The 11774-nt window shown below is 72.9% G+C and carries 12 protein-coding genes; 6 read left to right on the forward strand and 6 right to left on the reverse strand.

Translation table 11 applies throughout. The annotated features are described in order from the left end of the window. Positions 1–220: 220 nt before the first annotated feature. Together HYE82_RS27345 and HYE82_RS27350 are read left to right on the forward strand one after the other, a co-directional pair. Complete coding sequence (locus tag HYE82_RS27345) at positions 221–1690, forward strand: aldehyde dehydrogenase (RefSeq protein ID WP_179176835.1); 1470 nt, start codon at positions 221–223, stop codon at positions 1688–1690. An 11-nt stretch (positions 1691–1701) separates the two neighbouring features. Continuing rightward, positions 1702–1938 (forward strand): ferredoxin, encoded by a 237-nt coding sequence (locus tag HYE82_RS27350; RefSeq protein ID WP_179176836.1) that lies wholly within the window; start codon positions 1702–1704, stop codon positions 1936–1938. 308 nt (positions 1939–2246) lie between these two features. On the opposite strand, the gene HYE82_RS27355 is transcribed toward HYE82_RS27350, so the two are convergent. Continuing rightward, on the reverse strand, positions 2247–2855 hold the full coding sequence (locus HYE82_RS27355) for a TetR family transcriptional regulator (protein WP_179176837.1): 609 nt from the start codon (positions 2853–2855) through the stop codon (positions 2247–2249). Between the two features lie 184 nt (positions 2856–3039). Here HYE82_RS27355 and HYE82_RS27360 point away from each other — a divergent pair, with 184 nt between their 5' ends. The 4 genes from HYE82_RS27360 to HYE82_RS27375 all read left to right on the forward strand — a co-directional run bounded on the left by HYE82_RS27360 (position 3040) and on the right by HYE82_RS27375 (position 7022). Then, positions 3040–4344: a glycosyltransferase family 4 protein gene (locus HYE82_RS27360; protein ID WP_179176845.1), complete on the forward strand. Its 1305-nt coding sequence runs from the start codon at positions 3040–3042 to the stop codon at positions 4342–4344. Between the two features lie 57 nt (positions 4345–4401). Then, positions 4402–5136 carry a class I SAM-dependent methyltransferase gene (locus HYE82_RS27365; protein WP_179176838.1) on the forward strand — a complete coding sequence of 245 codons (735 nt, stop codon included), beginning with the start codon at positions 4402–4404 and terminating at the stop codon, positions 5134–5136. Further along, positions 5133–6221: a prenyltransferase gene (locus HYE82_RS27370; RefSeq protein WP_179176839.1), complete on the forward strand. Its 1089-nt coding sequence runs from the start codon at positions 5133–5135 to the stop codon at positions 6219–6221. The genes HYE82_RS27365 and HYE82_RS27370 overlap by 4 nt, the downstream gene beginning before the upstream one ends. 120 nt (positions 6222–6341) lie before the next feature. After that, complete coding sequence (locus tag HYE82_RS27375; protein WP_179176846.1) at positions 6342–7022, forward strand: hypothetical protein; 681 nt, start codon at positions 6342–6344, stop codon at positions 7020–7022. Positions 7023–7076: 54 nt separating this feature from the next. On the opposite strand, the gene HYE82_RS27380 is transcribed toward HYE82_RS27375, so the two are convergent. The 5 genes from HYE82_RS27380 to HYE82_RS27400 all read right to left on the reverse strand — a co-directional run. Further along, entirely contained in the window at positions 7077–8087 is a 1011-nt protein-coding gene (locus HYE82_RS27380) for an LLM class F420-dependent oxidoreductase (RefSeq protein WP_179176840.1), read from the reverse strand. Positions 8088–8204: 117 nt separating this feature from the next. Then, positions 8205–9014, reverse strand: a complete 810-nt coding sequence (locus HYE82_RS27385; RefSeq protein ID WP_179176841.1) for a DUF5336 domain-containing protein — start codon at positions 9012–9014, stop codon at positions 8205–8207. Positions 9015–9151: 137 nt separating this feature from the next. Then, a complete protein-coding gene (locus HYE82_RS27390) occupies positions 9152–10117 on the reverse strand; it encodes an N-acetylmuramoyl-L-alanine amidase (RefSeq protein WP_179176842.1) in 966 nt (321 codons plus the stop codon). A 139-nt stretch (positions 10118–10256) separates the two neighbouring features. Next, complete coding sequence (locus HYE82_RS27395; protein ID WP_179176843.1) at positions 10257–10904, reverse strand: class I SAM-dependent methyltransferase; 648 nt, start codon at positions 10902–10904, stop codon at positions 10257–10259. Positions 10905–11015: 111 nt separating this feature from the next. Continuing rightward, the coding region (locus tag HYE82_RS27400) for a polyprenyl synthetase family protein (protein WP_179176844.1) at positions 11016–11774 on the reverse strand (759 nt) is incomplete at its 5' end.

The raw sequence follows: 11774 nt of genomic DNA on the forward strand, positions 1-11774 counted from the left end.
GGGTGACCCTTACCGGTGGGGTTGGGCGGTATGGGGGGCCTGGGTTCTCCTCCTGCTCCTCGTCTTCCCGATGAGAACGTGTTGCATTGGTGGCCCAGTCGGCCATCCGGCGGCCTTCTGCCGACCGTTGGATCTCTTTCCGGGTTCTGTCCTGCTCGTGGACTCCTCTAACTGGAACTGGTATCAGTTCGGGAACGCCAAGCCGGAGGAGGCACCAGCCGTGACCGAGCGCGTGGAGCACCGACAGCTGTTCATCGGCGGGGAGTGGGCGGACCCGCTCGGCACCGGGACGATCGAGGTCGTCTCCCCCCACACGGAACAGGTCATCGGCAGCGTTCCACACGCGTCCCGGGGCGACGTGGACCGGGCCGTGGCCGTCGCCCGCCGGGCCTTCGACGAGGGCCCCTGGCCCCGGATGCCCCTGGACGAGCGGATCGCGGTCGTCACCCGGATCAAGGACGCGATCGCCGTCCGGCACGAGGAGATCGCCCGGTCGATCAGCTCCCAGAACGGCTCCCCGTACTCCTGGAGCATCCTCGCCCAGGCGCTCGGTCCGATGATGGTCTACGACGCCGCGATCCAGGTCGCGCGCGCGTATGCGTACGAGGAGCACCGCCAGGGCGTGCTCGGGCCGATCCTGGTGCGCCGGGAGCCGGTGGGCGTGGTCGCGGCCGTCATCCCGTGGAACGTGCCGCAGTTCGTGGCCGCGGCGAAGCTCGCGCCGGCGCTGCTGGCCGGGTGCGCGGTGATCCTCAAGCCGTCCCCCGAGGCGCCGCTGGACTCGTACATCCTCGCCGACATCGCCCGGGAGGCCGGGCTGCCCGAGGGGGTGCTGTCATTGCTGCCGGCCGACCGGGAGGTGAGCGAGTACCTGGTCGGCCACGCCGGTGTCGACAAGGTGGCGTTCACCGGGTCGGTGGAGGCCGGGAAGCGGGTCATGGAGGTCGCGGCCCGCAACCTGACCCGGCTCACCCTGGAGCTGGGAGGGAAGTCCGCCGCCGTGGTGCTGCCGGACGCCGACCTGGAGGCCGCCGTCGCCGGGATCGTCCCCGCGGCCTGGATGAACAACGGGCAGGCGTGCGTCGCCCAGACCCGGATCCTCGCCCCGCGCAGCCGCTACGGGGAGGTGGCCGAGGCGCTTGCCGCGGCGGCCTCCGCGCTGGTGGTCGGCGACCCCCTCGACCCGGCGACCCAGCTCGGCCCGCTCGTGGCGCGCAGGCAGCAGGAGCGGTCGCTGGAGTACATCCGGATCGGGCAGGAGGAGGGTGCCAAGGTCCTGGTGGGCGGTGGGCGGCCGGCCGGGCTGGAGCGGGGCTGGTACGTCGAGCCGACGCTGTTCGGGGACGTGGACAACGGGATGCGGATCGCCCGGGAGGAGATATTCGGGCCCGTGGTCTGCCTGATCCCGTACGGGGACGAGCGGGAGGCGCTCGGGATCGCGAACGACTCCGAGTTCGGGCTGAGCGGGAGCGTCTGGACGGCCGACGTCGAGCACGGCATCGACTTCGCCCGGCAGGTGCGGACGGGCACGTTCAACGTCAACACGTTCAGCCTGGACATGCTGGGGCCGTTCGGCGGCTACAAGAACAGCGGGATCGGGCGGGAGTTCGGGCCCGAGGGGCTGGGCGAGTACCTGGAGCACAAGATGATCCACCTACCGGGTGGGTACGGGTCCGGGGCCGGGGCTTGAGGGCGGCGTCCGTGACGGGTGACAGGTGGCAGGTGCAGGTGGACCGGGGCGTCTGCATCGGGTCGGGGATGTGCGTGAACCACGCCCCGGAGGGCTTCGCCCTTGACTCGGCGCGTCAGTCGCACGCGCGACAGGCGGAGATCGACGCGAACGAGCCGATTCTGGTGGCGGCCGAGGGGTGTCCCGTCGAGGCGATCACGATCCTGCTGGCCGGGAGCGGGGAGGCGGTCTTTCCGCCCGACGAGTAGGAGGGAAGGGGTGGGGGCTTCCCGGGCGCCCCTCGTCCTTCCGCGGCGGGCCGGCCTGTAAAAGGGCGCTCCTCCTTCGTCATCGCGTCGCTGCGCGATGGCCGCTGCGCGATGGCCTTCGGCCACGCTTGACCGCCCGACCCGCCCCGGAATGCCGGCAGACTCCCGGGAAGCCCCGGAGGAACGGCCGGGGGGCGGATGGGCGTACGGCCCCCGTCCGGGATGCGGCCGGCGGGCCTTCGGCGGCCGGCTCCCCCGGGGCGCGGAGCGCCGGGCCCGGGGTGCTGTGGCCGGGGCGGGCGGCGGGATCAGGACTTTTCGGGAGACGTCAGGTCGATCAGGCGGCAGACCGTTTCGATGTCGATCTTCACCTGGGCGATCGAGGCGCGGCCCGACAGCCAGGTGATCAGGGCCGAGTGCCAGGTGTGCTCGATGACGCGGACCGCCGACAGCTGCTCCGCGGTGGGCGGGGCGTCCAGGCCCATCGCGTCCAGGATGATGGCGGTCGTCAGGCGGGACACGGTGTCCACCTCGGGGCTGACGCTGCGGTCGGCGAAGGTCAGGGCGCGCACCATGGCGTCCGCGAGGTGGGGTTCGCGCTGGAGGGCGCGGAAGGCGCGCATCAGGGTCTCCGCGACGCGGGCGGCGGGGTCCTCGGCGGCCGGCGGGTGCTTGCGGAGGGCCGCGTGCATGTGCTGGAGCTGGTCCTGCATGGTGGCGACCAGCAGGTGCACCTTCGAGGGGAAGTAGCGGTACAGGGTGCCCAGCGCGACGCCGGCCGCCTCGGCGACCTCGCGCATCTGGACGGCGTCGAAGCCGCCGCGGCCGGCCAGCTGGGCGCTGGCGTGCAGGATGCGGCGGCGGCGGGCCTCCTGGCGCTCCGTCAGAGGTGTCGAGGTGTTCGGTTGCGCTGTCATGTGCCCCGTTCCGTGCGCTCCTGGCAGGCGACGCTGTCGTGGCGCGAATCACCTGCTCCGCCTCTTACGGTGTGGTTTCCGGCCGGTAGATTCAATGCTCTTCGACGGATCAAGTCTGAAACTTGTTCTACATTATCCGAGCGGTTACGCTCCGGCGAAAGTTGCAGGGAGAAGGGGGCCGAGAGTGACCGCAGAGGCCGTGGTGACGAGCCCTTTCGCGGAGACGGTGACGGACGGTGACCGGCCGTTGCGGATCGCGCTCCTGACCTATAAGGGGAACCCGTTCTGCGGGGGACAGGGCGTCTACGTCCGGCATCTTTCCCGTGAGCTCGTCGCGCTCGGGCACTCCGTCGAAGTCATCGGCGCGCAGCCCTATCCGGTGCTCGAAGGCGGGGCCACGCTGACCGAGCTGCCCAGCCTCGACCTGTACCGCCAGCCCGACCCGTTCCGTACACCGAAGCGCGGGGAGTTCCGGGACTGGGTCGATCTGCTCGAGGTCGCCACCATGTGGACCGGCGGTTTTCCCGAGCCCCTGACGTTTTCGCTGCGGGCCCGGCGGCATTTGGCTGCGAGGGCCGGCGAGTTCGACGTCGTCCACGACAACCAGACCTTGGGGTACGGGTTGTTGAGCGGGCTCGGTGCGCCTCTGGTGACCACCATTCATCACCCGATCACCGTCGATCGGAAGCTCGAACTGGATGCCGCCCAGGACCGGCTGAGGCGGTTGTCCGTGCGGCGCTGGTACGCCTTCACGCGGATGCAGGGGCGGGTCGCGCGGCGGCTGCCTTCCGTGCTGACCGTCTCCGGCTCGTCCAAGCAGGAGATCGAGGAGCACCTGGGGGTGCGCGGCGAGCGGATCCACGTCGTGCACATCGGGGCGGACACCGATCTGTGGTCGCCCGACGCGTCGGTGGCCGAGGTCCCCGGGCGGATCGTGACCACTTCGAGTGCCGACGTCCCGCTGAAGGGGCTCGTGCATCTCGTCGAGGCGCTGGCGAAGCTGCGTACCGAACAGCCCGGTGCCCACCTCGTGGTCGTCGGCAAGCGCGCCGAGGAGGGGCCCGTCGCGCGGGCGATCGAGTCCTACGGGCTCCAGGACGCCGTGCGGTTCGTCAAGGGCGTGACGGACGAGGAACTCGTCGATCTCGTGCGCAGTGCGCAGGTCGCGTGCGTGCCGTCGCTGTACGAGGGCTTTTCGCTGCCTGCGGCCGAGGCCATGGCCACCGGTACGCCGCTCGTCGCCACCACGGGTGGCGCCATTCCCGAGGTCGCCGGTCCTGACGGGGAGACCTGCCTCGCGGTGCCGCCCGGTGATGCGGGTGCGCTGGCCGCGGCGCTCGGGCGGCTGCTGGGCGACGCGCAGCTGCGGGCCCGGCTCGGAGCCGCCGGGCGTGAGCGGGTGCTGGCCCGGTTCACGTGGGCCAAGGCCGCCGAGGGCACCGTCGCGCACTACCGGGCGGCCATCGAGCAGGCGCGCCGGGTCCGCTGACTCAGTGTTTTTCATCGTTCCCACCGATCATCCCCGCGACCGCGAAGGCAGGACCCCGTGCTGACCGTCGATTTCTCCCGGTTCCCGCTCGCCGCAGGCGACCGCGTACTCGATCTGGGCTGCGGCGCAGGCCGCCACGCCTTCGAGTGCTACCGGCGCGGCGCCCAGGTCGTCGCGGTCGACCGCAACGGCGAGGAGATCCGCGAGGTCGCCAAGTGGTTCGCCGCGATGAAGGAGGCCGGCGAGGCCCCGGCCGGTGCGACCGCGACGGCCATGGAGGGCGACGCCCTGGCGCTGCCCTTTCCGGACGACTCGTTCGACGTGGTGATCATTTCCGAGGTCATGGAGCACATTCCCGATGACAAGGGTGTGCTCGCCGAGATGGTGCGCGTCCTCAAGCCGGGCGGGCGCATCGCCGTCACCGTGCCGCGGTACGGGCCGGAGAAGGTCTGCTGGGCGCTGAGCGACGCCTACCACGAGGTCGAGGGCGGCCACATCCGGATCTACAAGGCGGACGAGCTGCTCAGGAAGATACGGGCCGCGGGGCTGAAGCCGTACGGCTCGCACCACGCGCACGCGCTGCACTCCCCGTACTGGTGGCTCAAGTGCGCGTTCGGCGTGGACAACGACAAGGCGCTGCCGGTGAGGGCCTACCACAAGCTGCTGGTCTGGGACATCATGAAGAAGCCCCTGGCGACGCGGCTCGCGGAGCAGGCGCTCAACCCGGTCATGGGCAAGAGCTTCGTGGTGTACGCGACCAAGCCGCACCTCCCCGTCGGCGACGCCCAGTGAGCTCCACCGGGCGTACCGAACGCCTGGCCCTGGACGGAGTGCTGACGGCCGGCGAGGCCGCGGCCACCGTGGCCGGGATCCTTGCCGCGCAGCGCTCCGACGGCGCCATCCCGTGGTTCCGCGGACACCACCTGGACCCCTGGGACCACACCGAGGCCGCGATGGCGCTGGACGTGGCGGGCGAGCACGAGGCCGCCGAGCGGGCGTACCTGTGGCTGGCCCGGCACCAGAACGCGGACGGCTCCTGGCACGCGGCCTACGCGGACCGGCCGGACGGTGTGGACACCGCCGAGCCGCAGGACGCCGGGCGGGAGACCAACTTCGTCGCGTACGTGGCCGTCGGGGTGTGGCACCACTACCTGGCCACCGGCGACGACCGGTTCCTGGAGCGGATGTGGCCGGTCGTCCACGCGGCCGTGGAGTTCGTCCTGGGCCTCCAGCAGCCGGGCGGCGAGATCGGGTGGAAGCGGGAGGCGGACGGCACGCCCGTCACGGACGCGCTGCTCACCGGCTCGTCCTCCATCCACCAGGCGCTGCGCTGCGCCCTGGCGATCGCCGAGCACCGGGAGGACCCGCAGCCGGACTGGGAGCTGGCGGCGGGCGCGCTCGGGCATGCGATACGCCGGCACCCGGAGCGGTTCCTGGACAAGGGCCGGTACTCCATGGACTGGTACTACCCGGTTCTGGGCGGGGCGGTCACGGGTGCGCAGGCGCAGGAGCGGATCGAGGGGCGCTGGGACGAGTTCGTCGTGCCGGGGCTGGGGGTGCGGTGCGTCCTGCCGAACCCGTGGGTGACCGGCGGGGAGTCCTGCGAACTCGCGCTCACGCTGTGGGCGATGGGGGAGTCGGACCGGGCGCTGGAGATCCTGCGGTCCATCACGCACCTGCGTGCGGACAACGGCATGTACTGGACGGGCTACGTGTTCGAGGACAAGGCGGTGTGGCCCGTCGAGCAGACGACCTGGACCGCCGGTTCGCTGCTGCTGGCCGTGGCCGCGCTCGGCGGTGACGAGGCCACGACGGCGGTGTTCGGCGGGCTGGAGCTGCCGGCCGGCCTGGAGCCGGACTGCTGCACCGGCGGATGATGCGGGCGGGGCGGCGGCCCCGCCAGTCGGGTGGCCCGGACGGGTGGCCCGAGTGGCGGGGCCGGTGCCCCGGGGTGACGCTGCGGGGGACACCTCACTCCCCCGGAGGAAACCGTGTCCATACGCAGAACCGTCCGATTCCGCAGCGCCGTCACGGCGCTGACGCTGTCGACCGCACTGCTCGCCGGTGCCACCGGATGCGGTGGCGGGAGCGGCAGCGGGGCGAGAGCCGCCCAGGGGGCGAACGTGTCGCTGTCCGCGGAGCAGGCCGAGGCCCTGGAGTTGCAGGCCGCGGTGGCGCAGATGCGGGCGGAGGCCGCCTCGCTGGAGGCCGCTTCCGTGGTGGCCGTGCCCGTGGTCGTGGCCGAGCCGACGCCGACCACGTCGGCGGAGCGGCAGAAGTTCGCCAAGACGCGCTTCGTCCTCAACGCCGGGCTCGCGGCCGGGGCGACCTACCAGTGGATCGTCAAGCCGTACCGTGCGGGCAAGTTCAAGAAGGGTGCGAGCGGCCGTACGTTCGCGCTGGTCAAGGCGGGCCTCGCAGGTGCCTTCGCGTACAACCGGCTGAAGGCGGCGGTGAACAACGCCAAGGGCGACCCGCTGCTGTCCAAGGCGCTGGTTCCGCTGACCGCGGGCATCGAGTCGCTGAAGGGCCTGGGAACCAAGCTGCGTTCGGGTCAGGCCGGTGAGGCCGACATCAGCTCGTTCGAGGACGTCATCAACGGGGTGAAGGGCGCCGGCCGGAGCGCGGGCGCGACGGTGACCGACCAGGTGCCGAGCCTGTCCCAGCTGGGCGGGTAGGCCGGGCGGGGTACGGGGCCGGCGCCCGGGCCGCCGGCCCCGTACCCGGCCGCATCAGGCGTTGAGATCGGCCAGGACGCGCAGGGTGTGCGGGTCGGGGGCCGTGACGAGGAGGTCGGTGACCGGGCCCTTGCGCCACAGGTCCAGGCGTTCGGCGATCCGCCCGCGGGGGCCGACCAGGCTGATCTCGTCGGCGAACGCGTCGGGGACGGCGCGGACGGCCTCCTCGCGGCGCCCGGCGAGGAACAGGTCCTGGATGCGGCGGGCCTCGTCGGCGTAGCCCATGCGCGCCATGAGGTCGGCGTGGAAGTTGCGTGCGGCGTGGCCCATGCCGCCGATGTAGAAGCCGAGCATCGCCTTGACGGGCAGGAGCCCCTCGGCGACGTCCTCGCAGACCTTCGCCCGGGCCATCGGGGCGATCAGGAAGCCCTCGGGGAGGTCGGTGAGGGAGGCCCGGTGGACGTCGGTGCGGGTCGGCGACCAGTACAGGGGGAGCCAGCCGTCCGCGATGCGGGTGGTCTGGGCGATGTTCCGCGGGCCCTCCGCGCCGAGCAGGACCGGCAGGCCGGAGCGGAGCGGGTGGGTGATGGGCTTCAGGGCCCGGCCGAGGCCGGTGCCGTCCGGGCCGCGGTACGGGTGGGTGTGGAAACGGCCGTCCAGGGTGACGGGGGCTTCGCGGCGCAGGACCTGGCGGACGACGTCGACGTACTCGCGGGTGGCGGTGAGCGGGCTCGCGGGGAAGGGGCGCCCGTACCAGCCCTCGACGACCTGGGGGCCGGACAGGCCCAGGCCCAGCATCATGCGGCCGCCGGAGAGGTGGTCGAGGGTGAGGGCGTGCATGGCGGTGGCGGTCGGGCTGCGGGCGGCCATCTGGGCGATGGCGGTACCGAGGCGGATCCGGGAGGTGTGCGCGGCGATCCAGGTGAGCGGGGTGAAGGCGTCCGATCCCCAGGCCTCGGCGGTCCACACCGAGGTGTAGCCGAGCCGCTCGGCCTCGGTGGCGAGGGCGAGGTGGGCGGGGTCGGGGCCGCGGCCCCAGTAGCCGAGTGCGAGTCCGAGGCGCATGGCGCCTTCCTTCCGCCGATATCGCTGACGGTGCGTCAGGTGACGGGGTGACTGTAGGACAACGACCCCCCGCCCGGAAGGGGCGGGGGGTCGTCGGGTGTTCGGCGAAGGCGCTGTTCAGCCGCGCTGGATACCGGACGTGTCGTTCAGTACGCCGCGGCGGCCGTCCTGGGTCTGCGCGATCAGCGTGGACGGGCCGCGCTGGTCCACCGCCAGGTACCAGGTGCCCGGGGCGAGTTCGGCGATCGGGGTGGGGGAGCCGTCCTCGGCGAACAGGGGGCGGGCCACCGGCACCGCGAACCAGAACGGGGCGAAGTCGGCCGCCGGGGCGGCAGGGCCCGCGTCCTGCGGGCCCGGGCCCTGTGCCGGGGCGGGGGCTCCGCCGTACGGCGGGACCGGCTGCGGCGTGGTGCCGTAGCCGGGCTGCTGCTGGCCGCCCGGGTAGCCGTACCCGTCGGGCTGGGGCTGGCCGCCGAACGGCGCCGGCGCGGCGGGCCGGGACTCCGGCACCAGCGGTCCGGCGAGCGCCGGGACCTTGGCGCCGGCGACCGCGACGCCGGCCAGGACGAGGGTGGCGAGGAAGGCGATGATGCAGCCCGCGCCCAGGTCGGCGCCGCTCGGGCTGGTGATCAGCGACCAGAGCGAGGACCAGGCGGCCGCGACCGCGAGCACCGTTCCCCACGCGGACAGCGGCAGACCCGCCAGCTTGCGGGACTCCGGCAGGAACCGGCCGCCGACGATGAGGCCGGCGGCGATGAAGCCCAGCAGGAAGATGGTCGGCAGCGCCAGGCGGTATACGTCGGTGTCCCACACGCTCGGCAGGTCCAGGCCGGTCGCGGAGTAGAAATCGAGGAACGAGGCGATGAACAGCAGCACCGCTGCTCCGATCACCACGCCGTCGCCTCGAGTGAGGGAGCGGATGTTCACGTCTTAGGTGTCCTTCTCGGTCTCGGTCGTCTCGTGGTGCCGCGGTCGCGCATCCAGGAGCGGTGGGCGGGCTGGACCATGGTACGGAGGTTTCCCGCAGCCGAGAGGATCGGGGCGGGCGGGGCGTCCTCTCGGGACTACCCGCCCAGGAAGCCGACGATGCCGTCCGCGATGCCCTGGGCGGCCTTCTGCCGCCACTGCGGACTGGTCAGCAGCGCCGCGTCCTTGCTGTCGCGCATGTTGCCGCACTCGACGAACACCTTCGGCTGCGTCGAGAGGTTGAGGCCGCCGAGGTCGTCGCGGACGACCAACCCGGTACCGCCTCCGAGGTAGTTGGCGGGTGCGGAGCCGGTGGTGCGGGCGAGGTTCCCGGCGATCCGCTCGCCGAGGGTCCGGGACGGGCCGACGATCGCCGCGGTGTCCGCCGCGCCGCCCTTGACCTTGGCCGGGAGGATGATGTGGTAGCCGCGGCTGCCCTCGGAGACGCCGTCCGCATGGATGGACACCACGGCGTCGGCCTTCGCCTCGTTGCCGATGCGGGCGCGTTCGTCGATGCAGGGGCCCCAGGGGCGTTCGCCGTCGTGGGTGAACACCACCTTCAGGCCCTCGGCTTCGAGGGCGGGCCGCAGCCGGCGGGCCACGTCGAGGGTGAACTCGGCTTCCTTGTAGCCGGAGTTGGTGGTGGTGCCGGTGGCGTCGCACTCCTTGGTGGTGGTGCCGATGTCCACCTTCTTGTTGATCTCGGTGGTGTGCTTGAAGTTGCCGGTGTTGTGGCCGGGGTCGATGACGACGGTCTTGCCGGCGAGGGCGTTCCCGGTGGCGGTGCCGGGCGTCGTACGGGGTGAGGCGGACGGGGCGGGCGATGCCGACGGGGTGAGGGAGGCGTTCGCGGCGTCGGCCGCCGGCATCACGATCCGCGGCGGCCGCGCGTCGTCGGCCCCGGCGCCGGTGGTCAGCTCGACCAGGACCCATCCGGCCAGGGCGGTCGGGGCGAGGACGGCCGCCGCGACGGCCAGGGCGGAGCGGCGCGCGAACCGGCGCCGGTCCGGGCTGACCGCGGAGGCGGACTCGGGGGGCGGGGGGCTGTCGTGGTAGTGGCGCACGCCGCGAGCCTAGACCGGGGGCCCGCCGTGGGGCGGGCACTGGGCCATCCGAGGGCGCGGTGCGATAGTCCTCATGTATGCCCGGGAGGGCCGGTCCGTCCGGGCCCCGCCCCCGGCCCGCCGCCGCGGCGCCTGCGGGTCACATGCCCGGGCCGGTCCGGCGCAGGACGCGCAGGGAGTCGGTCACCGAGACCTCCTCGAAGGCGCCGGAGGCCATGGCGCGCAGGTAGATCCGGTACGGGGCCTGGCCGCCGTCGGCCGGGTCCGGGAACACGTCGTGGATGACGAGGGTGCCGCCCTCGGCGAGGTGCGGGACCCAGCCCTCGTAGTCGCCGGTGGCGTGCTCGTCGGTGTGGCCGCCGTCGATGAAGACGAAGCCGAGCTTGCCGCCCCACACCGCGGCGGCCTGCGGGGAGCGGCCCACGATCGCGATGACGTGCTCCTCCAGCCCCGCGCGGTGCAGGGTGCGGCGGAAGGAGGGCAGGGTGTCCATCAGGCCGACCTCGGGGTCCACGACGGACGGGTCGTGGTACTCCCAGCCCGGCTGCTGCTCCTCGCTGCCCCGGTGGTGGTCGACCGTGATCGCGCTCACCCCGGCCTCACGGGCGGCATCGGCCAGCAGGATCGTCGAGCGCCCGCAGTACGTGCCCACCTCCAGCAGCGGCAGCCCCAGGGCCGCCGCCGCGGCCGCGGCCGCGTACAGGGCGAGTCCCTCGGTGGCGGGCATGAAACCCTTGGCGGCCTCGAAGGCGGCGAGGGTCTCCGGCTTGGGGGTGGCGGGGGCCATGGGTTCCTCCTGAGCTGCGCATGAGCGGCCCATGCTGCCCTACCGCCCGGTAGGGCGCCACGCCCGGGTCGCCCTGCCCGGCCGTCGCCTACGGCCGGCCCGGTCGGAGCACTAGACGGGCTGCACCGAGGCCGTGCGGGCCGGGACGGGCTCCGGGTCCCGCTCCCGGCTCGGGGCCGGCTGGAGGAGCATGGCGCCGGCGTGGTCCACGAGATGCCGTAGGACCGGCAGGTACTGCTCGTCCCCGCCCAGTACGCCGAGGATGCGATGGGCGTCGGCGCGGAAGGCCTCCAGGTCCGCGCGGTAGCGGTGGAGCGCGGCCGGGGAGAGCAGGATCCGGGCGAGTTCCGCGCGGGCCGGACCGGAATTCCGGGCGGCCGCGCTCAGGGCGAGGACGTGGTCCCGGGCGCCGGGTTCGCGGGAATCCTCCAGGGTGCAGGCCAGCAGGTACGTGGCCGTCCCGTTGAGGAGGTCCTCATTGCGGCCGGAGAGGATGTCCTCCTGGTCGTTGAATATTTGCCAGAGTATGCCGAAGACGTAGCCGAACTCGCGCCAGAGCCCCACTCTCGCGCTGTCGGCCCCGGCCAATATCGCCGCCATGGCGGTGATCATCGAGAAGGGGCCGCCGGATTTTCCGCGGTAGGCGGTGATGACCGACTGCGGGGTGGCGCGGGCGGGGTCGGAGCCGATGTCGGTCAGCTGGCCCTCGGCGCCCACGGCCCAGCCGGTGGCGATCTCGGCCGTGAGCAGGTCGTGCACGGCCGTAGGCGCCGGCAGTGACCGGATGATCCTCAGCGGCAGGACGGTGCCGGTGAGGACGGATGCCAGCAGGCCCTCGTTCCGGTCGATGGCCGGGGGTGGGGGCGGGGC

The organism is Streptomyces sp. BR123 (assembly GCF_013401435.1).
GTDB lineage: Bacteria > Actinomycetota > Actinomycetes > Streptomycetales > Streptomycetaceae > Streptomyces.

Excerpts from the sequence above, each read along its gene's own strand:
- HYE82_RS27355 (WP_179176837.1), bottom strand. The coding sequence starts at position 2,855 with ATGACAGCGCAACCGAACACCTCGACACCTCTGACGGAGCGCCAGGAG.
- HYE82_RS27380 (WP_179176840.1), bottom strand. The coding sequence starts at position 8,087 with ATGCGCCTCGGACTCGCACTCGGCTACTGGGGCCGCGGCCCCGACCCC.
- HYE82_RS27395 (WP_179176843.1), bottom strand. The coding sequence starts at position 10,904 with ATGGCCCCCGCCACCCCCAAGCCGGAGACCCTCGCCGCCTTCGAGGCC.